23 protein-coding genes are annotated in these 24068 nt (G+C 59.2%); 12 read left to right on the top strand and 11 right to left on the bottom strand.

Features of this window, described 5'->3' with window-relative positions:
- Positions 1 to 49 precede the first annotated feature (49 nt).
- Positions 50 to 1714, bottom strand: coding sequence for a M28 family metallopeptidase (locus tag B060_RS0100965; RefSeq protein WP_018079877.1), 1665 nt, complete (start codon positions 1712 to 1714; stop codon positions 50 to 52).
- A gap of 190 nt (positions 1715 to 1904) precedes the next feature.
- Here B060_RS0100965 and B060_RS0100960 point away from each other — a divergent pair, with 190 nt between their 5' ends.
- Both B060_RS0100960 and B060_RS0100955 read left to right on the top strand, forming a co-directional pair.
- A complete protein-coding gene (locus tag B060_RS0100960) occupies positions 1905 to 2558 on the top strand; it encodes a fasciclin domain-containing protein (RefSeq protein WP_018079876.1) in 654 nt (217 codons plus the stop codon).
- A gap of 160 nt (positions 2559 to 2718) precedes the next feature.
- Positions 2719 to 3963 carry an SGNH/GDSL hydrolase family protein gene (locus B060_RS0100955; RefSeq protein ID WP_018079875.1) on the top strand — a complete coding sequence of 415 codons (1245 nt, stop codon included), beginning with the start codon at positions 2719 to 2721 and terminating at the stop codon, positions 3961 to 3963.
- Between the two features lie 7 nt (positions 3964 to 3970).
- On the opposite strand, the gene B060_RS0100950 is transcribed toward B060_RS0100955, so the two are convergent.
- Both B060_RS0100950 and B060_RS0100945 read right to left on the bottom strand, forming a co-directional pair.
- Positions 3971 to 4462: a hypothetical protein gene (locus tag B060_RS0100950; protein ID WP_018079874.1), complete on the bottom strand. Its 492-nt coding sequence runs from the start codon at positions 4460 to 4462 to the stop codon at positions 3971 to 3973.
- A gap of 218 nt (positions 4463 to 4680) precedes the next feature.
- A complete protein-coding gene (locus tag B060_RS0100945; protein ID WP_081606768.1) occupies positions 4681 to 5487 on the bottom strand; it encodes a DUF695 domain-containing protein in 807 nt (268 codons plus the stop codon).
- A gap of 86 nt (positions 5488 to 5573) precedes the next feature.
- Between B060_RS0100945 and lepA the strand changes: the two genes are divergently transcribed.
- On the top strand, positions 5574 to 7379 hold the full coding sequence (gene lepA / locus B060_RS0100940) for a translation elongation factor 4 (RefSeq protein WP_018079872.1): 1806 nt from the start codon (positions 5574 to 5576) through the stop codon (positions 7377 to 7379).
- Positions 7380 to 7391: 12 nt separating this feature from the next.
- Here the strand turns inward: lepA and B060_RS0100935 are convergent, their stop codons facing one another.
- From B060_RS0100935 to B060_RS0100900, 8 genes are all read right to left on the bottom strand, one after another.
- Positions 7392 to 7796, bottom strand: a complete 405-nt coding sequence (locus B060_RS0100935; RefSeq protein WP_018079871.1) for a DUF6491 family protein — start codon at positions 7794 to 7796, stop codon at positions 7392 to 7394.
- Between the two features lie 4 nt (positions 7797 to 7800).
- On the bottom strand, positions 7801 to 8235 hold the full coding sequence (locus B060_RS0100930) for a DUF6491 family protein (protein ID WP_155847594.1): 435 nt from the start codon (positions 8233 to 8235) through the stop codon (positions 7801 to 7803).
- Positions 8236 to 8258: 23 nt separating this feature from the next.
- Positions 8259 to 8705: a DUF6491 family protein gene (locus B060_RS0100925; protein ID WP_018079869.1), complete on the bottom strand. Its 447-nt coding sequence runs from the start codon at positions 8703 to 8705 to the stop codon at positions 8259 to 8261.
- 80 nt (positions 8706 to 8785) lie between these two features.
- Positions 8786 to 10573 (bottom strand): FAD-dependent 5-carboxymethylaminomethyl-2-thiouridine(34) oxidoreductase MnmC1, encoded by a 1788-nt coding sequence (gene mnmC1, locus B060_RS0100920; protein WP_018079868.1) that lies wholly within the window; start codon positions 10571 to 10573, stop codon positions 8786 to 8788.
- Positions 10574 to 10648: 75 nt separating this feature from the next.
- Complete coding sequence (locus tag B060_RS0100915) at positions 10649 to 10834, bottom strand: hypothetical protein (protein ID WP_018079867.1); 186 nt, start codon at positions 10832 to 10834, stop codon at positions 10649 to 10651.
- Between the two features lie 92 nt (positions 10835 to 10926).
- Complete coding sequence (locus tag B060_RS0100910) at positions 10927 to 11160, bottom strand: hypothetical protein (RefSeq protein ID WP_018079866.1); 234 nt, start codon at positions 11158 to 11160, stop codon at positions 10927 to 10929.
- A gap of 337 nt (positions 11161 to 11497) precedes the next feature.
- A complete protein-coding gene (gene motA / locus B060_RS0100905) occupies positions 11498 to 12370 on the bottom strand; it encodes a flagellar motor stator protein MotA (protein ID WP_018079865.1) in 873 nt (290 codons plus the stop codon).
- Between the two features lie 130 nt (positions 12371 to 12500).
- Positions 12501 to 13826, bottom strand: a complete 1326-nt coding sequence (locus B060_RS0100900) for a lytic murein transglycosylase (protein WP_018079864.1) — start codon at positions 13824 to 13826, stop codon at positions 12501 to 12503.
- Between the two features lie 263 nt (positions 13827 to 14089).
- On the opposite strand from B060_RS0100900, the gene ykgO reads away from it, so the two are divergent.
- From ykgO to fdhD, 9 genes are all read left to right on the top strand, one after another.
- Complete coding sequence (ykgO, locus tag B060_RS0100895; protein WP_006274063.1) at positions 14090 to 14215, top strand: type B 50S ribosomal protein L36; 126 nt, start codon at positions 14090 to 14092, stop codon at positions 14213 to 14215.
- Between the two features lie 204 nt (positions 14216 to 14419).
- On the top strand, positions 14420 to 14698 hold the full coding sequence (gene gapR, locus B060_RS0100890) for a nucleoid-associated protein GapR (protein ID WP_018079863.1): 279 nt from the start codon (positions 14420 to 14422) through the stop codon (positions 14696 to 14698).
- A gap of 132 nt (positions 14699 to 14830) precedes the next feature.
- Positions 14831 to 15265 carry a hypothetical protein gene (locus B060_RS0100885; protein WP_035422904.1) on the top strand — a complete coding sequence of 145 codons (435 nt, stop codon included), beginning with the start codon at positions 14831 to 14833 and terminating at the stop codon, positions 15263 to 15265.
- Complete coding sequence (locus B060_RS0100880; RefSeq protein ID WP_018079861.1) at positions 15243 to 15998, top strand: hypothetical protein; 756 nt, start codon at positions 15243 to 15245, stop codon at positions 15996 to 15998. Before B060_RS0100885 ends, B060_RS0100880 begins: the two co-directional genes overlap by 23 nt.
- The gene (locus tag B060_RS0100875; RefSeq protein ID WP_157405612.1) at positions 15991 to 17007 is read left to right on the top strand and encodes an endo-1,3-alpha-glucanase family glycosylhydrolase; all 1017 of its coding nucleotides are present in this window, start codon (positions 15991 to 15993) and stop codon (positions 17005 to 17007) included. The genes B060_RS0100880 and B060_RS0100875 overlap by 8 nt, the downstream gene beginning before the upstream one ends.
- 160 nt (positions 17008 to 17167) lie before the next feature.
- Positions 17168 to 18541: an MFS transporter gene (locus B060_RS0100870; protein ID WP_018079859.1), complete on the top strand. Its 1374-nt coding sequence runs from the start codon at positions 17168 to 17170 to the stop codon at positions 18539 to 18541.
- On the top strand, positions 18538 to 20874 hold the full coding sequence (locus tag B060_RS0100865; RefSeq protein ID WP_018079858.1) for a GH36-type glycosyl hydrolase domain-containing protein: 2337 nt from the start codon (positions 18538 to 18540) through the stop codon (positions 20872 to 20874). Before B060_RS0100870 ends, B060_RS0100865 begins: the two co-directional genes overlap by 4 nt.
- Before the next feature lie 104 nt (positions 20875 to 20978).
- Positions 20979 to 23258 carry an FdhF/YdeP family oxidoreductase gene (locus B060_RS0100860; protein ID WP_018079857.1) on the top strand — a complete coding sequence of 760 codons (2280 nt, stop codon included), beginning with the start codon at positions 20979 to 20981 and terminating at the stop codon, positions 23256 to 23258.
- The gene (gene fdhD / locus B060_RS0100855) at positions 23258 to 24067 is read left to right on the top strand and encodes a formate dehydrogenase accessory sulfurtransferase FdhD (protein WP_018079856.1); all 810 of its coding nucleotides are present in this window, start codon (positions 23258 to 23260) and stop codon (positions 24065 to 24067) included. The genes B060_RS0100860 and fdhD overlap by 1 nt, the downstream gene beginning before the upstream one ends.
- Position 24068: the final 1 nt, after the last annotated feature.

The following is a 24068-nucleotide window of genomic DNA, read 5'->3' as shown; positions in this document are numbered from 1 at the left end:
TCCGGCGCAGGACAAGCCATAGTCTCTAACGCCACGTGAGGGGCAACGCCTATTTCCGGTCAGCGGCGCTGGAATCGCGCGCACCCTTGAATTCGGATGTGTCACGCCAGACGGGCCAGATAGCAGAATTGGCCAGTGCTGAGCCAATGCGATAATAGAGCGTGGCGTCCTCCACCAGACCCGACAGGTCCCATTTGGCTGACCACTCATCCGCCGGCTGGTGATAGCGCTTTTCCGTGTAATCCTTGCTGAAGGCCTCGCCAGCCGCCTTGCCGCCCTTGATCATATCATCGCCCGAACTGGCCACCAGCATCGGCACGCCGCGCTTCACCAGCGGGAAGTGGTCGGAACGGAAGAAGCCACCGCTTTCGGGGCGAGGTTCCGGCACGACAACACGGTGCTGTTCGCTGGCGTAGAGGCTGACCAGTTCATCGAGCGAAGACTGACCGACGCCCTCAACAATGATATCCCGGGTAGCGCCATTGACGTTCAGCGCATCCATATTGATGCCAGCCACCGTCTTGCTCAGCGGATAGACCGGATTGCTAGCGTAATATTCCGAACCGAGAAGCCCGCTTTCCTCGGCGGTGAAAGCGACCATGACGATGCTGCGTTCCGGCTTCTTTGCACTTTTTTGCCCTATCGCTGCGCTGCTTGAGGGCTGACCGAAAGCGCGTGCGATCTCCAGCAAGGTGGCAATGCCCGTCCCATTATCGACCGCGCCGTTGCAGATCTTGTCCTTGGCCTCCGGCGCGCAGATGCCGAGATGGTCCCAGTGGCCGGTGTAAAGAATCGTCTCGTCCGGATGCGTGGTGCCCGGCAGGCGCGCCAGCACATTATGCGTGGTGATCTCCGTAGCGGCCACCTTGTAGCTGCCGCTCAAAGACACAGTAAGTTCGACCGGTTGGAAGTCCTTCGCGCGCGCCTTGACCCTCAAGGCCGCCAGATCCTGCCCGGCCGCCTTGAACAGGGCCTCGGCCGTTTCGTGGCTGATCCACGATTCCAGTTTCGGACTGGCGGTCGAAGGATCGGGCCGGACGATATCGAACTTCGAGCCGTTGTTGGAATTACGCACCGTATCCCAGCCGTAAGAGGCGGCATCGGCGTCATGGATGATCAGCACGCCGGCTGCGCCGCGTCGCGCCGCTTCTTCATACTTGTAGGTCCAGCGGCCGTAATAGGTCATGGCCTTGCCATTGAAGGTCATCAGTTGCGGCTCGACGAAATCGGGATCGTTGATCAGTTCGACGAGGATCTTGCCCTTCACATCAAGGCCTTTGAAATCATCCCAGCCGCGTTCCGGCGCCGTCACGCCGTAGCCGATGAAGACCAGCGGCGCCTTGTCGAAGCTGACATCGCTGAGCGCGCCGCGCGTATTGACCGTGATCTCCTGGCCCTGATGCAAGTCGAACGTCTTGCCGTCCGGCAGGTTGAAAGCCAGTTTCGAATCACTGACGATGAACTGGCGCAGATGCACGGCCTGCGTCCATCCGCCATTGTCACCACCGGGCTGGAAACCCGCCGCGGCAAAACCCTTCGCCAGGTAATCGATCGTCTTTTGCTCGGCCGGCGTGGTGATGCCGCGCCCCTCATAGGCGTCGGATGACAGCACCTTGACGTCCTGCGATATCCGCGCTGCGCTGATCGATTGGGCCATAACCGGCGTGGTCATGAGCGTCAGGGCCGCGGTCATCATCAGGATGCGTTTGAACATGGGTCTCTCCGAAAAAAGTTTCGGGTGATGCTAGAATTTACCCCGCCAGAGTCAAGCGCAACGCCTCATAAGAAAGGCAGGTGGTAAGGCCTGCAAACATATAAAGAAGCGATAAGTGGGCCATCCAACCCCCATCCGGGGACGTATCCTTTTGCAAGCCACGACACACAGACTTCACAAAGGAACGCCCATGTACCGCACACTTTCCATCACCGCCCTTATCGTCGGCGCCTCGTTATCCTCCGCCATGGCGCAGGATACCAAGCCGGCTCAACCCGATCAGAACCCCGCGCACCAGATGCACTATGCCGAAGGAACAAACGCTGCGGCCAAGCCTGTGGCGAACGCTGCGATGAAGAACCCTTGGGTCGGCGGCGCCGAAATGTACCCGACGAAAAACATCGTTGAGAACGCCGTCAATTCGAAGGACCACACCACCCTGGTCGCTGCCGTCAAGGCCGCAGGTCTGGTCGATACCCTCTCCGGCCCTGGCCCTTTCACTGTCTTCGCGCCAACCAATGCCGCCTTTGACGCCCTGCCCGCCGGCACGGTCGATAATCTGCTCAAACCTGAGAACAAGGCCACGCTGACCAAGATCCTGACCTGTCACGTCGTAGCCGGCAAGGTGTCGGCCATGGACCTGTCCAACGCGATCGACCAGAACGGCGGCAGCTACAAAATCACCACGGTCGGCGGCTGTTCGCTGACCGCCAAAAAGGATGCCGCCGGCATGATCTGGCTGACCGATGGCTCCGGTGCCACAGGGCAAGTCACCATCGCTGACGTCAACCAGTCAAACGGCGTAATCCACGTGGTCAACAAGGTGCTCCTGCCTGCCATGTAAGCTTTCTCCCCGATTGATTTCGACCAACTGGCCCCGGATGCCGCCCTCTCACCCAAGGCATCCGGGGTCCTTTTTGTCGGGACTTGCCTCAGCATGATATTCGGCGCATAAATTTGGCGCCGCTGTTAGCGCTAACAAATAAGACTATCGGGAGAGAAACATGCTGTCAGGCACACGTCGCGCCGCACTTTTGCTTGGCCTTAGCCTGCTGGCCACACCGGCCTTCGCCCTGACACGTTCTTTGGCGCCACCGCCTGCGTGGGTCGGCACCTGGGCCTCGGCGCAGATGACACCCGGCGCCGATAGCGCCCTCTCCCCGGTCGACGCTACCGATGTCACCCTGCGTCAGATCGTGCGCATCACAAAAGGCGGCGGCACGATCCGCATCAAGCTGTCGAACGTCATGAGCAACGCGCCACTGCGCCTGCAAAACGTGCACGTCGCCCGCGCCTTGTCCTCAGCCGGTGCCGGCATAGATCCGGCCAGTGACCGCGCCGTCACCTGCGGCGGCATGAGCGATATCGTCATTCCCGCCGGCGCCGATTATCTCTCCGATCCCGTCGCCATCGCCCTGCCCGATCAGGCCGATCTCGCCATCAGCTTCCATATGGCAGAACCGCCAGCGCAACAAACCGGCCATCCCGGCTCACGCGCCACCTCGTATCTAGCACCCGGCGGTCACAGTGCCGAGGCCGATCTGCCGGGTGCCACCGCCGTCAATCACTGGTTCCATATCGCCGGAGTGGACGTCATGGCGCCAGTCGGCACCCGCGCCATCGTCACCTTCGGCGATTCGATTACCGATGGTTACGGCATCACACCCAACAGCAACCGCCGCTTCCCGGACCGTCTGGCCGAACGCCTTAAGGAGCATCCCCTGACCGTGATCAATGCTGGCATCGGCGGCAACCGTCTGCTGCTCGATGGTAACGGCCATAACGCTCTGGCGCGCTTTGAGCGTGACGTGCTGAGCCAGTCCGGCATCGGCTATGTCATCGTGCTGGAAGGGGTCAATGATCTCGGCATGTTGACCAAGGAGGCTCCGGCCACACCCGACGCCCATGCAGCCCTGGTGAGTCAGCTAAAGGCGGCCTATCTTCAGATCATCGCCAAGGCACACAGCCGCGGACTAAAGATCTACGGCGGCACCATCACACCCTATATGGGGATGGATTTTTATCACCCCGAACCCGTCAGCGAGGCCGATCGTCAGGCCATCAATAGCTGGATCAGAACGTCAGGCGCTTTCGATGCGGTCATTGATTTTGATGCCGCCTTGCGTGATCCGGCCAAGCTGGACCATCTTAAGGCTGAGTATGACAGCGGCGATCATATTCACCCGTCCGAGGCAGGCTACAAGGCCATGGCCGACGCGGTGTCATTGACATTGTTTGGAATTAAGTAGCGCCAGCCTATTTGCTGGCAATCTGCGTGCTGGGAACCTGAGCACCGGGGACTTGAGCACTGGCGATTTGCGTGCTGGCCACTTGGGATGGCGCCAGCTTCCAGTTGGTGGTGAAACGCAGCCAGGCGCCCGGCTGGTGATCAGGACGCGACGTGTCGGTCTGGGCCCATTTCAGCACCGTAATTGCCAGACCCTGCCCGAGGTCGTAGCCGGCTGCACCTTCGGATGCGACGACGCAGCGTGTCAGGAAACCATCGGCGCCAATTTCACAATCGACCGCCGCAGGCCCTTCGACCGCGCTGGTCTTGGCGAGACGCGGATATTCACCAGCGTCGCTTAAGTCGCTACCGTCACGGGTAAAGACCCGCGCGCCGGCCAGATCAGGCTGTGCAACGGGCGCGCACTTGACGCCGCCACCGTTCGCTGTTGCATCCTGGGCAAGGGTTTGCGTCGCCATAAGGCCGCATATTACCGAGACTGAAAGAGCGATCGTTTTCATCAGGCCACCTTTAGAACTTTTCGCCAGTTAGCTACTGACCAGCATAAGGGGGCAATATGGAGAGTCTGGCAATCACTAAAATTGCTCTCAGGGTTAATGGGACCCCCTGAGACGCTTCTGAGACCGTCGCCATGAGTCACGCATTTTTTAAATTTTATCAGCCATCTGTAGACCATATGTAAGATTCAAACTCAGTCTTATCGTTATGCCTAATGGTCCTATGAAGGAGAAATAACTTCAATCCCCCAACCATCATAGTCGCCACCAAAATCCTCGACTAATCCTTCAATAATATCAGTCACATTGTCGATATTCTGAAGTAAATAAGCTCTAAAAAAGTCAACAATAAAGATATTAATATCTTCAGAATTTTGAGCTTCTATTTGAAACCCCATAGACAGAATTTTATCTATAAAAGGCTGGACTTGACTATTTTGAGTCAAATATACGCGATGATCTAACTTGTGAGGAACCGCCTTATCGTCCCCATGCTGATCCAAGGCTTCCAACACACGGCGATTGAGAATCGTTCTGTAAGCCTTCGCATCTGGATACAAAAATTCACGGTAAGTAGACCAATTGGCATCCAGCCGGTCACCGGTTTCATATTCATATTCTGATAGTGTCGCCATAAGAGTGGCCAATGCTTTAGAGAAAGCATTTGGTTCTTTGACATAGAAATAGAAGTCGCGAACGCCATTGTTGGTATTTCGCCCGACGTATAATATCCCGGCCTTGGCAATCAGCTTGGTATTCAGGTGATCTTCAAAATCACAGAGGATTTGATATTCTTCGTTGCTGGATAACCCGTCTTCTCTTGGCTGCTTCATATAGAGCCTGAGATAGGCCATATGCTGGAAGCCTTTATCAGGAATGGCGTTCATACGCCCGATATCGACAAAGATTGACGCTGGCTTATGATCGACCTGGCAAAAATAGAAATCCCACTCTTTCGACGGCTCACTGACCTGATCCGCCTTATCAAAAAACCACGACATGCAACGCCCCCCTTTATCTAAAGCCATATGCCGGTCCAAACTTAAAAACAATTGGGTGCAGGGGCTGCCCCCCTGCCTTTCCTTTCGCGGCGCATCATGCTATCGCCACCGGCATGAGCACAGACCTGTCCCTGATCCGCAATTTCTCCATCGTCGCCCATATCGACCACGGTAAATCCACCCTGTCCGATCGCCTGATCCAATTCACCGGCGGTCTCACCGCGCGTGAGATGAAGGAGCAGGTGCTCGACAATATGGATATCGAGCGCGAGCGCGGCATTACCATCAAGGCCCAGACCGTCCGCCTCACCTACCCGGCCAAGGACGGCAAGACCTATATCCTCAACCTAATGGACACGCCGGGTCACGTCGACTTCGCCTACGAAGTGTCACGCTCACTTGCCGCCTGCGAAGGCTCGATCCTCGTAGTGGACGCCTCGCAGGGCGTCGAAGCGCAAACGCTCGCCAACGTCTATCAGGCCATCGACAACAACCACGAGATCGTGCCGGTTCTCAATAAGATCGACCTGCCGGCCGCCGAACCTGAGCGTATCCGCGCCCAGATCGAGGATGTCATCGGTATCGACGCTTCGGAAGCCGTGCTCTGCTCTGCCAAGTCCGGCCTCGGCATCGAGGATGTGCTCGAAGCCGTCGTGAAGCGCCTGCCTGCCCCCAAGGGTGAGGAAAATGAGCCGCTGAAGGCCTTGCTGGTCGATGCGTGGTATGACGCCTATCTCGGCGTTATCGTTCTGGTGCGTATCTTCAACGGCCGCATGAAGCCGGGTCAGCAGGTCAAGCTGATGAACGCCGGCGCGTCCTACAAGATCGACAAGCTCGGCGTCTTCCAGCCGAAGGCCGTCGATGTCGAGAGCTTGGGGCCTGGCGAGATCGGCTTCTTCACCGCCCAGATCAAGGAAGTCTCTGACGCCGCCGTGGGTGACACCATCACAGACGAGCGCAAGCCGACGGCTGCCGCCATGACGGGCTTCAAGGAAGTCCAGCCGGTCGTCTTCTGCGGCATCTTCCCGGTCGACGCCGCTGACTTTGAAGACCTGCGCGCCGCCATGGGCCGCCTGCGCCTCAACGACGCCAGTTTCTCCTACGAGATGGAAACCTCTGCCGCTCTGGGCTTCGGCTTCCGTTGCGGTTTCCTTGGGCTGCTGCACCTCGAAATCATCCAGGAGCGCCTGAGCCGCGAGTTCAATCTCGACCTGATCGCTACGGCGCCTTCGGTCGTCTACAAGATCAACATGAACAACGGCGATGTGATCGACCTGCACAATCCCGCCGACATGCCCGATCCGGTCAAGATCGCCAGCATCGAGGAACCGTGGATCAAGGCGACCATCTTCTGCCCGGACGATTACCTGGGTGCCATCATCAAACTCTGTCAGGATCGCCGCGGCGTCCAGATCGACCTGTCCTATGTCGGCACCCGCGCCATGGTGGTCTATAATCTGCCGCTCAATGAAGTGGTGTTCGATTTCTATGATCGCCTGAAATCGGTATCGAAGGGCTATGCCTCGTTCGATTACACCATAGAGGAATATCGCGAAGGCGATCTGGTCAAGATGTCGATCCTCGTCAATTCCGAGCCGGTCGACGCTTTGTCGATGCTCGTTCACCGCGATCGGGCGGAAATGCGTGGCCGTGGTATGTGCGAGAAGATGCGCGAGCTGATCCCGCAGCACCTGTTCGTGATCCCGATTCAGGCGGCTATCGGTGGTCGTATCATTGCCCGTGAAACCGTCCGCGCCCTGCGCAAGGACGTGACGGCCAAGTGTTACGGCGGCGACGCCACGCGCAAGAAGAAACTGCTGGAAAAGCAGAAAGAGGGCAAGAAGAAGATGCGGCAGTTCGGCAAGGTCGAAATACCGCAGGAAGCCTTCATCGCCGCGCTCAAGATGGACAATGACTAATCCCATTAGGGATCAGCGCATATTGTTATACTCTTTGACCTGATCTTTCGTCAGGGCCTCGACCGACGAGATCATGCAGCGCAACGGCACAGCGCTTGAGATGTCGCCGGTGACGGTAACGTCGAGAGGCGAACAGACGCGCGCCGAGCCAAAGAACTCCAGCCCGACCGGCTCATTCTTTTGCAGGCAAGGCCCCGTCATATGCAGCAGAACGGCATTGCCCGAGCGATCGGTCAGCATCAGGGTCTCGCGGTCGATGACCTTGGAATCCTCCAGCGGCGACGACACGCACTGACGCCCCGATACGCTGTTGCTGCGCTTGTCGTCATCCGCCATCGACCGGCTGGCGGTCATCGCCACCACAACGCCCGCTGCCAGGGCGCAAACACCGCCCGTTACAAGCTTCAGATGCTTCATAATCTTACCCCTTATCCAGTGCGTCGGCTTCTTCGCGGCTGATCGATTCCACGCCATTGATCAGGCATTTCACCGGACGCGAACCGTTCTCCGAACGCAATATCTTGGCGTCATGCGCCTTGCATATCTGGTCGGAACCGTTGAATTCAAAACCGACCGTCGAGAAATCGTTCATGCTGCGGCACGGACCACGGACATCCAGCTTATAGGGATTACCCCAGGTATCATAGACCAGCAGCGTATGGTCATCGACCATGTGGGTGCGGCCGATATTGCGGCCATCGAGGCACTTCGGCGCCTGACGCGGCGTGGAAGCGCGATCGTCGTCACGCGCTTCACGCGCCGAAACCGACGCCGCACCGGAAAGCGCCGTGATGGCCAACGCGCCGGCCAGAAGTCCTGCAGCGGCAAAGCCGGCCAGATATGTCTTGTTCGTCATTTTCATTTCTCCCAATTCTATCGTTACTTCGAGCGTTCGGATTTGCGCTTCACCACATAGGGCGCCGCTTCCTCGCCGGTCAGGTGTCGCACCTGACTGATCGTGCACCGTTCGATGCGATCGCTGCCATGATCACGGAAGACAATCTCACCATCAAAAGGCCCGCAGATATCGGACATACCGCCCATCCGCGACTGGATGCCAATGCCGAAACTGCTCTGCAAACCGAAGCATATACCCGTCAGGCTCAGTTCATAGGCCTCGTTGCGGTCCGACGTGATGATGATCTTATTATCGCTCACTGTATCGAAACTGCGCACCTGTGCCGGATCAAAGCAGGCATAGCGGTCCTTGCCCAGCTGGACATCACTTGAGGGCCGCCCCGCCGACATGGCGAGCGCGGCGCCGGTCACAGCAACCATGCCCAATCCGACAGCGATCAAACAGGCGATAGTGGTAAATTTTTTCATGACAGCACCTCAAGACTTACAGAAGTACGCGCCGCAATCTGAACGGCCGATGAACGCATTTGTCAGATCGTGGCTGTGACTTATACGCTCGATACACGCTCCAGCCGTTGCGGACTGAGTAAACTTTCCGCGACCACGGGCAATACGGATGGCACATCGATAATCCCGGCCAGCAAAGCCTTGGCCAGCAAGGGTGCGAGACAGAAACCGCGCGCCGCCAGTCCGGTCATCACATACACGCCCTCGCCAACCGTTCCCACTACCGGCAGGTAATCGCGCGTCATCACGCGGATGGAAGCGCGCGATTGAAACGGGCCAGACGCGATTCTCGCGCCCCGCTCTGGCATGGCCTTGGCGAGGCTATCAAGATTGCGGGCGCGGTCGGCTTCGCGCACCTCTGTGCCGCGATCGTCGCGTTCGTGCGTCGCACCAAAGAGAAAGCCGCCGTCGAGCGGTATGGCGTAACCGCCCCAGCTCAGCGCGCTTTCCAGCGGCGCAATATCGGCGACGCACTCCACCTGTCCCCGCACGGGCTTGAGATCGTAACGCGCGGCATAGTCCATATCGAAAACACCTTCGCCACAGGCAAAGATGACCGCATCATAAGGGCCGAGGTTAGCGCCTTCGTCGCTTACCAGGCTGTAGCCGCCTTCAGGCCTTGCCTGAAATCCCGTAATCTTTGCGATGATGGTCGCCTCGCCTCCCAGCAAGGCCTCCAGCACCGGCTGTGGTCGCAGCCAAAGGGCGGTGTTGAGGGTCAGTCCCTTCGCCTGCGGCACATCAGCCGCCTCCCCCGCGTCAAACAGCTCGATATCTTCCGGCGCGAAAGCCGCCTGCCCGGCAATACGTTCAAAGCGTGAAGCATCGCGTGGCGTGGCTTCGCATTGCAGGACGCCTTCGCCAATGATCGCCTCAGGGCACAGGCGGCGGTAAAGCTGACCGGCATAGGCAAAGGCATCGGCGAACAGGGCGGAGATCTCGTTATCGCCGGCATCCAGGCGCGGTGTCACCAAAGCCGCCGTATTGCCCGAAGCCCCGGCGCCGACTCCATCGCTGTCATAAAAATCAATCTGCAGCCCCAGTCCACGCGCCTGATGCACCAGTGCACAACCAGCAATGCCTGCGCCGATAATCGCCAGTTTACGCGGGCGCTCAGGCCTCGTGACCACCTCCCCCGCGAAAACCGCCTCCAGACGTTCGCGCTTGCGTCCGAAGCCCGGATGCTTCTCAATCTCGAAGCCGGCCGCCTGCAAGCCGCGCCTGACAAAGCCCGCCACGGTAAAAGTGGCCAGCCGCGCGCCCGGCCGCACTTTCGTGGCGATCAAAGCCAGCACATCTTCGCCCCACATGCCGGGATTGAGCGCCGGCGAGAAGCCATCGAGAAAAGCCGCATCGGCGCCGCCTTGCCATTGCATCAGAGCGTCGCGAACCTCCATCAGGCCAAGCGTCAGGCTGACGCCCCACTGCGGGAAATCCATATAATGAAAACCGCGCCGTTGTTTCGGCCATTGCGCCAATAAGCCTTGCGTGAAATCCCCCAGTTCCGGCCAGTTCGCCAGCGCCTTGCCGGCATCCTCGGCGCTCATCAGGAAGCCTTCGACCGAGAAGATATGCAGATGCGCACCCGGCGCGCGTGTCTGCGCCCAGAGCTGCATCACCGCAGCGATGTTGAGACCGGTGCCAAAGCCAAGTTCCAGCAGTGAGAAGTCGCTTTTGCCTTGCCAGACATCGGGCATATGGCAACCGCCCAGGAAAACGGCGCGCGATTCACTCAGGCCGTCTTGCAGGGAATAATAGATATCACCGAACAGTCCGGAACGCGGCGCGCCATCCTCGGCGAAATAAAGCTCGGGATCATTAGTGGACATCGGTCTCACGCAAATAAAAAAAGAGGGCCGTCTTGCGACAACCCTCTCTTCAAATCAATGCCCGAAGGCAAATCATTACATCGACGAAGCAGCTTCCGAAGCAACTTCCGAAGCAGCAGCCGACTCAACGACGGCTTCCGAAGCGACTTCCGACGAAGCAGCAGCTTCATCAGTCGTGGCCTTCGGGGTGCAAGCGGCAACCGACAGAGCGGCGGTGGCAACGGCAGCGATCAGAGCGATACGGACGATCTTGGAGGTCATGGATCTATTCCTTTTGATTAAGTTTTAAGGCGCAGGACCATTCCTGAACCTATTGACCGAGGCGGTAAAACCGCCCCCGTCAAATTTCGTGATTAGTGAGCAGCAGCCGGAGCAGCCACCGAAGCTTCGGCAGCGGCAGGCGAAGCGGCGACAGCGGCGTCAACGGCAGCAGCCGAATCAGCAGCCGATTCCGTGGTGGCTTCGGCAGGCGCCATTTCCGAGGTAGCACCTTCTTCAGTGGCGGCTGGCTTTTGGCAAGCGGCAACCGACAGAGCTGCGACAGCGACAGCAGCGACCAGAGCGGTACGGATGATCTTGGAGGTCATAGTATCAGATCCTATATCTAACATTAGAGCGCCAGGAACTGATACCTAGGCCCGAGCCTTTTCATACCGATTTTGCGCGAGTCCCGCAAGACCTTATTTCACAAAACTGTGATCGCTTCGGTGACTAAAACGGCCAAATTCATCTAAAAGGAGGTATTTCCTGCGCAAAACGGCCATTTTAACGATGGTTAACGGGGAAGTGGCCAAAAAATCGTGATCGGCACGATAGAAATCCACGTATCTCCAACGGCATGAGACATGCCCGTATCGTCTTTTAATATGCAAAAAAGCAGCCGGCGTGGTTAATGCCGGCCGCTTTTGCGAATCAAGTCTGTTATCAGGCCGCTTCGGCCGGAATGTTGTTGAGCGCCTCTTCCATCTCCAGGAAGCTCGGCTGCATGGTCGAGGGAATATTGCCCCGGCCGATTTCGACCGAGATCTGAGCCGCGTTGCCATGGAGGTGGGCGATAAGAACGGCCTGAATAATTTTGTAGAAGGCGGCGTCTTCTTCGATGACACCGCTCATCCGCGCCGCGAAAGGCCCGACCAGACCATAGGATAGCAAAATACCGAGGAAGGTACCGACGAGCGCGCCGCCGATCATTTCACCCAGAATTTCCGGCGGTTCGGTAATCGACCCCATGGTTTTCACGACGCCCAGAACGGCGGCCACGATACCCAATGCCGGCAAGGCGTCGGACAGGCCGGCCATGGCGTGCGCCGGATGCAGGGCCTCATGGTGGTGCTTTTCCAGTTGTTTTTCCATGGCATCCTCGACCTGGTGCGGATCTTCGAGGTTCATGGTCATCATGCGCAGGGTATCGCAGATGAAGTCGGTGGCGAAGTGATCTTTCACGATCTTGGGGAAACGGTTGAAAATCGTCGAATCGTGCGGCTTTTCGATGTGGCTTTCGAGCGCGATGACCCCTTTTGACTTCATGGTCTTGGTCAACAGAAAAAGAAGCGACAGAAGGTCGCGGTAGTCGCTGGCCTTCCACTTCGGCCCGCCGAACACCTTGCCCATGCCGCTCCCCATGCCCTTGAGCGTGGTCAGGCTGTTGGAGATCAGCGTGGCGCCGACGGCAGCGCCGCCAATGGCCATCATTTCGTGCGGCAGGGCGTGCAGGATCGGCGCCATATTGCCGCCGGAAATGATGTAGCTGCCGAACACCATGGCGAACAGACAGACAATACCGATGATTTGAAACATTTAGACCACACCCAGCGACTCAAACTTCTGAGGCTACCTTCGGCGTTAATGATTAATTACGAGTTTCGAACCGACGGCATTAACCCTTCTTTTTTACCTTTTTGCAGAGAAAGGCATGTTTTACGCGCAGTTATGTCGCCGGACGCTCCGCCGGCGTGCCGCCTTGCGACACGACGAACTGGTTGGCGAGATCAAAGCTCAGATAACCATCCGCCGTCAGTTGGTTGGCGCGCTGCCAGTCACGAATAGCCTGACGGGTGCCGACACCGATCACGCCGTCGATCGTGCCCGGATCAAAGCCCGCCGCTTTCAACGCGGCTTGCGTCTTGAGGCGTTGATCAAGGCTAAGTGGCGGCTCAACCGGCCACGGTGTCACTAGCGGCGGACGACCGGCGATGCTGTCGGCGATCAGCCCCACCGCCAAAGCGTAGGAGGTCGAGTTGTTGTATTTGCGGATGACATAATGATTGGGTAAGGCGAGGAAGGCCGGGCCCTTCGCGCCCGAAGGCAGCAGGATCTTGGCCTGTTCGCCGGTTTCGGCAGGTTTCCAGTAACCGCCATCGGCGCGCTTGACGCCGAGCGCCGCCCATTCCAGCGGCGTCTTGCTGGCGGTTTCGGCGAGGTAATAGTCAAAGCCCACCGGCAGCATGATCTCGACGGCCCACTCCTGTCCCGGCATCCAGCCCGCCTTGGCGAGCAGGTTCGCCGATGAGGCCAGCGCGTCGGAATCGGAATTCCAGATATCGACCTTGCCGTCATGATCGCCGTCGACGCCAAGGCGCAGGTAATTGTCGGGCAGGAACTGCGTCTGCCCCATAGCGCCGGCCCACGAGCCTTTCAAGGTGTCGCGGCTGATGCCGGAATCGCGCAGGATGGTCAGGCAGGCGATCAGTTCGCTTTCGGCCCAGTCACGACGGCGGCCATTATAGGCCAGGGTCGCCAGGGCCGACACCACATCTATCTTGCCCTGCACGCGGCCCAGATCGCTTTCCATGGTCCAGATGCCGCCGATCAGTTCCGACGGTACGCCATAGGCGCTGACGATTTCGCCGACGTTGGCGTTGGCGTCGAGCCTGGCGCGCGCCGCCTGAGCCCGAGAAGCCGAGACCGAGGCGCGCATGTAGGAACTGGCCGGCTTGGAAAACTCCGGCTGCTGCGAATCGGATGAGGTGACACTGGCCTGCGGAGTCACATTGCTCAGAACCTGCGCCACGAACAAGGGATCGAAGCCTTTGGCGGTCGCCTTGGCAATAAAGCTCTGCTTCCAGTCATCGAACGTGGCGTTGGCCGGCAGGGGCGCCGTGGCCGGGCTGGCGGGAATTACGGCTTCACTGGCCGAAGACGCGGCCGAGGACGCTGCCGGCGGCACGGGCGTTTGCGTTACATTTTCCGGCTGCGGCACCGCCGTGGTGCAGGCGCTCAAGACAACGAACAGACTGGCATAACGTAACCGCATGGTAGGCACCTTTGTAGACTATAGATGGACTAAACCTCATTGCGTTCGTCTTTCCAAGCCCTTAAAGGCCTCACTTTCCCGTCAATCACCTGTGTAAAACGAGAAAATGCCGCAATCGGCCGCAAACCGGCCAAATCGTCATTGACAATATTCTGCCTCTCCCCTAGATACCCGCCCTCTAACGAAGTTGACCCATGCGTGCGTCCGGTTCTGGTTGCCCTGTGTTCGCTTTAACCGTCATTTTAAAGATCAGGTGAAAACCAATGAAAGTCCGCAGCTCGCTCAAGTCGCTCAAGGGTCGTCACCGCGATTGTAAGATCGTGCGTCGCAAGGGCGTCGTCTATGTCATCAACAAGACCGATCCGCGCTTCAAGGCGAAGCAAGGCTAAGCTTGTTTGAGGCCACTATCGTGGCTTTGACATGACACATCGAACAACGCTTAAGGCTTATGCTTTAAGCGTTTTTTCGTGTTCGGACGGAGCCTTGCGTGTCACTTTAATCCACAGCCTAGGCCGACTTATCCTCAAGGCAGACGTTGAGAAGCTGATTCGCAAGCGCTATGGTTAAGCCAACAGTTTCACAGGATATCCCCCATGGCCGATGACGCCCCCCTCTCCTTTTCCGCCGACGACGTCATTTCCGGCGCCGCTCAGACCCGCCTGCGTACCATCATAGAGCGTATCGAGCGCCTTGAAGAAGACAAGGCCGGCATCATGGGCGACATCAAGGAAGTCTATGACGAAGCCAAGGGCGAAGGCTTCGACGTCAAGATCCTGCGCAAGGTCGTTTCCCTGCGCAAGAAGGACAAGGTCAAGCGAGATGAGGAAGAAACCATCCTCGATCTGTACCTGACCGCGATCGGCGACCGCTAAAAGCCTCATGCCAAAAAGTGGTCGCCACTTTTTGGATACACCTGAGGCGCAAACAAAGCCAGTTGACGACGTATCAAGCCATCCCCATGCTGAACCGCATGAGGATGGCTTTTTCATGCGCGGATGATGCAGATGGCTTTTAAAACGCCGTCCAAAACCGGCATGACCCGATCAAAGCCGCTGCAAAGTAAGGCAGGGCTGCAAACGCGCAAGCCGATGCAGGCCCAGGCAGGTTTGACGAAGAAGGCTGCCTTTAGCGCCAAACCGCCCTCGCCCCTCGATCAGATCAAGGCGCAAAAGAAGGCCCTGCAGGCCGCCACGATCCGAGCCCTGGAAAAGGCCAGACGCGAGGCCGCCGAACAGGGTGTCGCTCTCTCGGAGTGGGAAAACGAATTTATCGAAGGCGTCAGCGAGCGGGTCAAAACCTATGGCCGTGCCTTCGCCGATCCAGACAAGGGCGCAATGAACGGCACGCTCTCCATGCGACAGGGACAAAAGCTCAAGGAAATCCGTAAGAAGGTGCAAGCCAAGGGGGCACAGAACCATGACGAACCCGGAGAAGAATGATGGCCTTACCATAGCGGCCATCGCCACGATGGCCGCACTTACGGTCACCTTCGTGCACGAAGGTCTCGGCCATGGCGGCGCCTGCCTGACCCTCGGTGGACGCATTACACAACTAAGCTCTTCGCTTTTCCATTGCGACACGCCTTCGCCATGGATTGATCCGGCCGGTCCCTTGGCCAATCTAGCCTTGGGCACCTTGGCGCTTATCCTGTCACGACGGGTGACCACCACGCCCTGGCGACTGTTTTTCATACTCATTACCGCTTTCAGCTATTTCTGGGAGGGGGGCTATCTGGTCCAGGCAATGGCCACAGCCAAAGGCGACCTTTATTTCGCCGGACACAATTTTATCGGCGAACCGTCTTTGTGGTGGCGGCTGGTCGGCGGCCTTATTGGCGTGCTGCTGTATTTGCTCACGATACGTCTCACCTCACGCGCACTTCTGAATCTGTGGCCGCAAAAGACCGCGCGCCACGTCGCCCGCATCACCTGGTGCGCCGCCACACTGGCCACGGTGGCCGCGGCCCTGACCTATCGTGGCGGCATGGGTCAGAACCTGCACGACACCATCATGGAGATCGGCGTCGCCAGCCTGCCTCTGCTGATCATTCCGCTACGCGCCTTACATCCGCCGGCGAAGGTTGCTGTCATGGAGCGCAAGCCGCTTGCCCTCGTTCTGGCCGCCGTCATCTTTATCGTTTTCACGCTCACACAGGGGCATGGCCTTGGTTAAACCGTCTCGTCGTCACCTGCTGACCGGCTTTGTCGCCACGGCTCTTTGGCCATGGCGCGCCCTGGCGCAAACCCGCGCCCAGCGTGAAGTGCTGGCCTTCTATTACGGCTGGTACGGCACCAGAGCGCGTTCCGGCGCAGATATTCATTGGCTCAACCCCGATCCAGCGCATGAACGCATCGAGGATGCGCCACACTATCCGGTGGGTGGTCCTTACGACAGTCTCGATCCGGCGATAATCGACCGTCAGATGGCGCAGATGAAGGCCGCCGGCATCACCGGCCTGATCGCCTCCTGGTGGGGGCAGAATGATCGCACTGATCAGCAGTTTCCCCTACTGCTCAAAGCCGCCGAGGCCCACGGCCTCAAGGTCTGCGCCTATGTCGAACAGGCGGAAAACGCCGAAAAGGTCGCCGACGATGTTCTCTACCTGCAAAAGCAATATGGTCGCCATCCGGCGCTGCTCAGGCTCGACGACAAGCCCGTCATCATGTTCTTCGACCGGCTGATGCAGGTGATCGGGCTCAATGGCTGGGCAAAAGCGCGCCGCCTGATGGATCAACAGGTGCCCAACGCCATCAGCTTTGTCGGCACCGCCAACACGCTGAAGGAAATCAGCACACGCAAGAGCGCATTTGACGGCCTGCACATCTATTCGATGCAGTTCGAAACCGCCGATCACCACTGGATACCTGCCCTGTGGCGACCAGCGTTTTACAGGAATTGGGTGAAAGCGCAGGCCGGCGCCAAAGTGACCACCGCCACCATCCTGCCAGGTTTCGACGACCGCCAGCAAAAGGACCGCCCCGGCCGGCGCCCCACCGTGAAGCGCGAGGACGGCGGACCGTTCCGTCGTCAGTGGAAAGCCGCCATTGCCGCCAATCCGGACTGGATTCTGATTGTGTCGTTCAACGAATGGCATGAGGCCAGCCAGATAGAGCCCTCCACCGCCTTCGGTATGCGTGAATTGCAGACTGTCAAGGAAATGAGCGCCCAATTTAGACACTGACCTCCAAGTCCTTTGCGGATTTGGCAAGGGCAATAGCCCGCCGACGCCAATGCGTCACGCCTGCGCGGCGTTTGAGCACGTTTCAAGCCCAATTCATGAGGTGACAGCGCTTTCCCCTGTGCTAAACCTGACCTACCAAAGATTATAAAAGTTGGGAAGAATGACAAACGCGACGCGCACGGCGACACAACCGGGCTGGCTGGAGAAAATCACCTACGGCTTCGGTGATTTCGGCTTCAACCTCTACTGGACAACCATCAGCGCGTTTCTGCTGATCTTCTATACCGACAGTTTCGGACTGAGCGCCGCCGCGGCCGGCACCATGCTTTTGACCACCAAGCTGGTCGATGCCTGCGTCGATCCGATCATGGGCGCAGTGTCCGACCGGACGCGCACCAAATGGGGCCGGTTTCGCCCCTGGCTGGTATGGGGCGGTGTGCCGCTGGCGCTATCGGCCGTCGCCACCTTCACGACGCCTGATCTGGCCGAGGGCGGTAAGCTGATCTACGCCTACCTGACCTTTGGGCTCATGATGGCGCTCTATTCGGTGGTCAATATCCCCTATGGCGCGCTGTCCGGCGTGCTGACCAACAATCCGCAGGCCCGAACCCAGATCAACAGCTTCCGCTTCGTCGGCGGCTTTCTCGGCGGCACTTTCGTCACCTTCATGACGCCCAAACTGGTCAAGTGGCTAACCGCGCAGTATGGCAACGGTAATGAGGTTATCGGCTGGCAACTGACCCTGGCGCTCTATGGCGTGGTCGCCTGCCTGATCTTTTTCGTCCTGTTCCTGACCGCGCGCGAACGCATCGAGCCCGTCGCCGAGGTGCAGGTCAGCCCGCTGAAAGACATTGGCGACCTGGTGAAAAACGGCCCTTGGCTGATCATGTTCGTGCTGGCGCTTGTCATCATGATCACGATCTCGACGCGCATGGGCGCCAGCGCCTATTACATCAAATACTATGTCGGCAAACCCGAACTGGTCGCCAGTTTCCTGACCGTCTATGGCTTTGCGCTGGCGGCCGGATCGCTGGTCACGCCCCTTCTCACGCGGTTCATCGACAAGCGCCGCCTGCTGATCATCCTGATGATACTCGTCGGCATTTTGTCATCGCTGTTTTTCTTTATCCCGAAAGACCAGATAGGCCTGATGTACGCCCTGCAAATCGCCATCGGCCTGTGCCTGGGGCCCAAGTCGCCCCTCACCTTTTCCATGTATGCCGATTGCGCCGACTATAACGAATACAAGACCGGCCGCCGCGCCACCGCCATGACCTTCGCCGCCGCCACCTTCTCGCAGAAGCTTGGCGGAGCGCTGGCCTCCTTCGTCATCGCCAGCGTACTGGCAGGCCTCGGTTATGTCGCCAACCAAGCGCAGAGCGGCGCCTCGCAGACCGGTATCGTGCTATTGATCAGCGTGGTGCCCGGCGCCCTGGCCCTTCTCGCTGCTGTCATCATGTGCTTCTACAATCTCAACGATTCCCGCCTGGCAGAAATTCAGGCGGCGCTTAGCGAACGAAAGTCCAAACTGTGAGCCTGATCGATTTCGACGCCGACCGCTGCATCCTCAGCAGCCCCACCGCCATGCCGCTGGCCGCCGGCTTCCTGTGGAACCCGCATATGATGATCCATATGACAGCGCGCGGTTACGCCACGGCGCAGTTCATGCAGCCGGAACCGTCGAAATACGCCCGCGCCCAGATCATGGAGGCCAAGCACTTCATGCTGCCGGAACAGGGCACCTATGCCCATCACCCCGGCCGCTTCTTTTACGTCAAGGACCGCGAAACCGGCGCGCTGTTTTCGGCCCCCTACGAGCCGGTGCGCGCGCCCGTCGAGGCATTCGCCTTCGAGGTGACGCCCACCCGTCTGCACTGGACCGTCGATCGCCCGGGCCTGCGTATCGAACTGACGCTGACCCTGACGGTCGATGACGCCTGCGAACTATGGGAAGTGCGGTTAATCAACAGCGGTGCACGCCATCGCAATGTCAGTTTTTACCCCGCCTTCCCCATCGGCCTGATGAGCTGGATGAACCAGTCGGCAAACTATCACGCCGGCCATCAGGGCATCGTCGCCGACTGCGTGACCGCCTATCAGAAGATCGAGGACTACTTCAAAAACAAGAGCCTCAAGGACAAGGTGTTTCTGCTCAGCGAACAAACGCCGCTGGCCTTTGAAACCCGTCAGGCGCGCTTTGAAGGCGAAGGCGGCCTGCACAAGCCCGACGCCATCATGGCCGAACAGATGGGCGATGGCGTGGCGCTCTATGAAAACCCGATCGCCGCCCTGCAATTCGATCATGAACTGAACAAGGGCGAAAGCGTCACACACCGCTTCCTCTTCGGACCGGCCTTTGACGACACCGAGATCACACGCCTTAAAACCCGCTATCTGTCGCAAGACGGCTTCGCCACAGCACGTGCTGAATATGTCGCCTATATGGCGGCCGGCGCCAAGTCCATCAATATTGATTCAAGCGATCCGCACCTGAATGCCTTCGTCAATACCTGGCTGCCGCGCCAGGTCTATTATCATGGCGACACCAACCGCCTGAGCACCGATCCGCAAACGCGTAACTTCCTGCAGGACGCCATGGGCAGCGCCTATGTCAGTCCGAAGACCGCGCGCAAAACGCTTTTGAAAGCCCTGTCGCAACAACACGCCAATGGCTCGATGCCTGACGGCATTACGCTCTATGACGGCGCCGAGCTGAAATACATCAATCAGGTGCCGCACACCGATCACAGTGTCTGGCTGGCCCTGTTCCTCGAAGCCTATCTCGATGAAACCGACGACTATGCCGTGCTCGATGAGTTGGTGACCGATAAGGAAACCCAGACGGCTCGGAGCGTGCGCGATCGCATCTCCGCCGCCAATCAATGGTTGATTCAAGCGATTGATTATCGCGGTCTGAACTTCATCGATCAGGGCGACTGGAACGACCCGATGAACATGGTCGGCTGGAAGGGCAAGGGTGTCTCCGGCTGGCTCACGCTTGCCACCGCCCACTCGCTTCGCCTGTGGTCACAGATCCTGGAGCGCGACGGCCGTGATGGCTCCGCTTTCGCCAGGGCCTCGCAAGCCTTCAATGACGCCATGAACACCCACCTGTGGGATGGTGACTGGTACGGGCGCGGCATCACCGATGATGATGTGAAGTTCGGCATCAAAAGCGATGTCGAGGGCCGTATCTATCTCAACCCGCAGAGCTTTGCCCTGATGAGTGGGGCAGCCGACGGCGACAAGCAGAAGCGCATGGTGACGGCGGTCGAAGACCAGATGGAAACGCCCTATGGCGTCGAGATGATCGCGCCGGCCTATACGCACATGCGTGAGGATGTCGGTCGTCTGACGCAGAAATTCCCCGGCGTGGCCGAAAACGGCTCGGTCTATAATCACGCCGCCGTCTTCTATATTTATTCATTGTATCAGGTAAATGAAGCCGAAAAAGCCTTTGAATTAATGCGTAAAATGCTGACCGGACCGGACGATGAGGACTACCTGCGACGTGGCCAGATGCCGGTGTTCGTGCCCAACTATTATCGCGGTGCCCATCGCCAAAATCCGGAAGCCTCCGGCCGCTCGTCGCACCTGTTCAACACCGGCACGGCCTCCTGGCTCTACCGCAGCCTCATAGAAGGCCTGTTCGGTCTGAAAGGCTCCCGCGAAGGCCTGCGCATCGCGCCGCAACTGCCGGCAAGCTGGGCCTCCGCCCGCGTCACGCGACACTTCCGCGGCGCGACGTTCGAGGTCGAAATCAGCCGTGGCACACCGGCCCTGAACGTTGATGGTGAGGTCGTGACGGGCAAGGTGATCCGCGACATTGTGGCCGGTAAAACCTATCAGATCAGCGTCACGATTTAAGGCGTAATCCTCACAGGATGCATTTGACGCAATTTAATACCACAGGACAGGTGGAAACGCCTGTTGGTTCGGCGTAGTCTCGCACGGCAGAGTGAGGAGTCGTCATGTCGGACAAAGGCATTCGTGAATATCATGCGCCGGCCGGCGGCTGGGGTGCCCTTCGCGCCGTGGCGCGCACCATACGTAGCCAGATGGACGCCGTGTCCGGCTCCAAGACCCTGTTGCGGAATAATCAGCCGCATGGCTTTGACTGTCCGGGCTGCGCGTGGCCCGATCCCAAACATACATCGGCGTTTGAATTCTGCGAAAACGGCGCCAAGGCCGTCACCTGGGAAGCGACGAAAAAGCGCGCCACGCCGGAGGTCTTCGCTCAGCACAGCGTCAGGGAGTTACTGACCTGGCACGACCATGATCTTGAAAACCTTGGCCGCCTGACCCACCCGATGATCTATGATCCGGCCACCGACCACTATGTCGAGATAAGCTGGGACGAGGCTTTTCAACGCACTGCAACAGCCCTGAACACCCTGCCCGATCCCAATATGGCCGAGTTCTATACCTCGGGTCGCGCCTCCAACGAAGCCGCCTTTCTCTATCAGTTGTTCGTGCGCGCCTATGGCACCAACAACTTCCCGGACTGCTCGAACATGTGTCACGAGGCCACCAGTGTCGGTCTGGCGCAGGTGATCGGTCTGGGCAAGGCGTCCGTGTCGCTGGAAGATTTCGATCATGCCGACGCGATCTTTTCCATTGGCCATAATCCCGGCACCAACCATCCCCGCATGATGACGACCCTGCGCGAGGCGTCAAAACGCGGCGCGCCGATCGTTGTGTTCAATCCGCTCAGGGAACGCGCGCTGGAACGGTTTGCCGCCCCGCAATCGCCGGTGGAGATGGCGACCCTGACCTCGACCCCGATTGCCAGCGACTACCTGCAGCTCAAGGTCGGCGGTGACATCGCCGCCCTCAAAGGCGTCATGAAGGCGGTCATCGCGCTCGATGACGCCGATATCGCGGCCGGCGGCGACGGTGTGCTCGATCGGGCCTTTCTGACCGAACACACCACGGGCCCCGAGACGCTTATCAACGATCTGCGTGATACGCTCTGGCCCGATATCGAAGCCGCTTGCGGCCTGACGCGCGCCCAACTGGAACATGCCGGCGCGATCTATGCCAAGGCTAAATCTGTCATCGTCTGCTATGGCATGGGCGTAACCCAACACAGCAACGGCACGTCGGCGGTTCAGCAAATCTCCAACCTCCTGCTCCTGCGCGGCAATTTCGGCCGCCCAGGCGCGGGCATCTGTCCGTTGCGCGGCCATTCCAATGTGCAGGGTGACCGCACGGTCGGCATCGATGAAAAAGCGCCAGCACCTTTGCGCGAAGGCATCAAGCGCGTATTCGGCTTCGATCCGCCGGTGGCGCACGGCCATGATGCCGTAGCGGCCATGGAAGCCATGGCGGGGGGGCGATCGAAAATCATGATCTGCCTCGGCGGCAACCTGGCCGTGGCCATGCCCGATCCCACGCGCAGTTTCGCCGCCGTGCGCAGTCTCGATCTGGCGGTTCACATCGCCACCAAGCCCAACCGCTCGCATCTGTTGCTGGCGAAGGATAACCTGCTGCTGCCGTGCCTTGGCCGTACCGAGATGGATGTGCAGGCGTCTGGGCCGCAATCGGTTTCGGTCGAGGACACCATGTCCATGGTGCACGCCTCAACCGGCAAGTTGCCGCCGCCCTCCGAGCACGTTCGCTCCGAACCGGCGATTGTCTGCGCCATGGCCAGGGCCGTGCTGGGTGACAGGTACAACATCCCCTGGGAAGCCTATGCCGATAATTATGATCTGATCCGCGACGCCATCGCCGATGTGCTGCCGGCTTTCCATGATTACAATGCCCGCATCCAGGTACCGGGTGGCTTCCGCCTGCCGATAGGTCCGGCGGAGCGCGTATGGAAAACTCCTTCGGGGAAGGCGGAGTTCCGCGTTTTCGCCGGATTGAATGTCGAGACGGTCGAGCACGATCCAGACGTCCTGACCCTGACGACGCTACGAAGCCACGATCAGTACAACACCACCATCTACGGCCTTGATGACCGTTACCGCGGCATCTTCGGTCGTCGTGACGTGGTGTTCATGAACCCGGACGATCTGGCAGCGCGCGAGCTGGCCACGGGTGATGTTGTCGATCTGTCATCGATCGGTTCGGACGCCGTACTCAAGGGCTATTCCGTCGTCAGCTACAACATTCCGCGCGGCTGCGCCGGCGCCTACTATCCCGAAGCCAATGTGCTGATCCCGCTGTCACGCCATGACAAGACGAGCGGGACGCCCTCTTACAAGTCAGTGCCGATCAAGGTGACACGCGCCGCGGAAACCGCGTGATGCCCGATACCCTGCCGCCGCCTGCAACCTCCGTCGCCCATATCCTCTGGTCCGAAACCGCCAGCCACGGCCGCCGCGACATAGCCGAAGAGGTGCCCGTCGCCCTTGTCTATGATGCCTCGACCGAAGCGGTGATGATGGCAACGCCGGCTGATCTGGAGGATTTCGCCTATGGCTTCAGCCTGAATGAGGGTCTGATTTCCGAGCCGGCGGATATCCAGCGCCTGGATATCGTTTCAGGCCCGGATGGCATCGAAGCGCGCATATGGCTGACGCCGGACAAAAGCCGGAGGCTGACGGCGCGGCGCCGCAGCCGCACCGGTCCGACGGGTTGCGGCCTATGCGGGATTGAAAGCCTCGAAGACGTTCTGCGTCTGCGGGGCGAACTGCCCCCTTCCGAGTTACGATTATCGGTGGCGGACATTATGAGTGCCGTCGAGAGCCTTGAAAGCCAGCAACCGCTGGGCCAGCAAACGCGCGCGGTCCACGCCGCCGGCTTCTGGACGCCAGAAGCCGGGCTGATCGCGACCCGCGAAGACGTGGGGCGGCACAATGCGCTCGACAAACTGGCAGGCGCTGTGTCGCGCCAGGCCACAGATCCCACCCGCGGTGCGATCGTGCTGACCAGCCGCGTGTCGGTCGAGATGGTGCAGAAGGCCGTGGCCATGGGCGCGCCGGTCCTCATCGCCATTTCCGCCCCGACCGCGCTGGCGCTGCGCACCGCCGAAGAGGCTGGCCTGACCGTCGTGGCCGTGGCCCGCCACAATGGTTTTGAGGTCTTCACACGACACGAGCGCATCGTCTTTTAGA

This window comes from Asticcacaulis benevestitus DSM 16100 = ATCC BAA-896 (assembly GCF_000376105.1).
GTDB classification, from domain to species: domain Bacteria; phylum Pseudomonadota; class Alphaproteobacteria; order Caulobacterales; family Caulobacteraceae; genus Asticcacaulis; species Asticcacaulis benevestitus.
This window is presented reverse-complemented; position numbering and strand designations above follow the sequence as displayed.

Bases quoted from the DNA above. Each gene is read 5' to 3' on its own strand.
- B060_RS0100885 (WP_035422904.1), top strand. From the start codon at position 14,831: ATGGCTTTTAAAACGCCGTCCAAAACCGGCATGACCCGATCAAAGCCG.
- B060_RS0100915 (WP_018079867.1), bottom strand. From the start codon at position 10,834: ATGACCTCCAAGATCGTCCGTATCGCTCTGATCGCTGCCGTTGCCACC.
- B060_RS0100965 (WP_018079877.1), bottom strand. From the start codon at position 1,714: ATGTTCAAACGCATCCTGATGATGACCGCGGCCCTGACGCTCATGACC.
- fdhD (WP_018079856.1), top strand. From the start codon at position 23,258: ATGCCCGATACCCTGCCGCCGCCTGCAACCTCCGTCGCCCATATCCTC.
- B060_RS0100960 (WP_018079876.1), top strand. From the start codon at position 1,905: ATGTACCGCACACTTTCCATCACCGCCCTTATCGTCGGCGCCTCGTTA.
- motA (WP_018079865.1), bottom strand. From the start codon at position 12,370: ATGTTTCAAATCATCGGTATTGTCTGTCTGTTCGCCATGGTGTTCGGC.
- B060_RS0100900 (WP_018079864.1), bottom strand. From the start codon at position 13,826: ATGCGGTTACGTTATGCCAGTCTGTTCGTTGTCTTGAGCGCCTGCACC.
- lepA (WP_018079872.1), top strand. From the start codon at position 5,574: ATGAGCACAGACCTGTCCCTGATCCGCAATTTCTCCATCGTCGCCCAT.
- B060_RS0100910 (WP_018079866.1), bottom strand. From the start codon at position 11,160: ATGACCTCCAAGATCATCCGTACCGCTCTGGTCGCTGCTGTCGCTGTC.
- B060_RS0100870 (WP_018079859.1), top strand. From the start codon at position 17,168: ATGACAAACGCGACGCGCACGGCGACACAACCGGGCTGGCTGGAGAAA.
- B060_RS0100945 (WP_081606768.1), bottom strand. From the start codon at position 5,487: ATGGCTTTAGATAAAGGGGGGCGTTGCATGTCGTGGTTTTTTGATAAG.
- B060_RS0100955 (WP_018079875.1), top strand. From the start codon at position 2,719: ATGCTGTCAGGCACACGTCGCGCCGCACTTTTGCTTGGCCTTAGCCTG.
- B060_RS0100880 (WP_018079861.1), top strand. From the start codon at position 15,243: ATGACGAACCCGGAGAAGAATGATGGCCTTACCATAGCGGCCATCGCC.
- B060_RS0100860 (WP_018079857.1), top strand. From the start codon at position 20,979: ATGTCGGACAAAGGCATTCGTGAATATCATGCGCCGGCCGGCGGCTGG.
- mnmC1 (WP_018079868.1), bottom strand. From the start codon at position 10,573: ATGTCCACTAATGATCCCGAGCTTTATTTCGCCGAGGATGGCGCGCCG.
- B060_RS0100950 (WP_018079874.1), bottom strand. From the start codon at position 4,462: ATGAAAACGATCGCTCTTTCAGTCTCGGTAATATGCGGCCTTATGGCG.
- B060_RS0100930 (WP_155847594.1), bottom strand. From the start codon at position 8,235: ATGACGAACAAGACATATCTGGCCGGCTTTGCCGCTGCAGGACTTCTG.
- gapR (WP_018079863.1), top strand. From the start codon at position 14,420: ATGGCCGATGACGCCCCCCTCTCCTTTTCCGCCGACGACGTCATTTCC.
- ykgO (WP_006274063.1), top strand. From the start codon at position 14,090: ATGAAAGTCCGCAGCTCGCTCAAGTCGCTCAAGGGTCGTCACCGCGAT.
- B060_RS0100925 (WP_018079869.1), bottom strand. From the start codon at position 8,705: ATGAAAAAATTTACCACTATCGCCTGTTTGATCGCTGTCGGATTGGGC.
- B060_RS0100935 (WP_018079871.1), bottom strand. From the start codon at position 7,796: ATGAAGCATCTGAAGCTTGTAACGGGCGGTGTTTGCGCCCTGGCAGCG.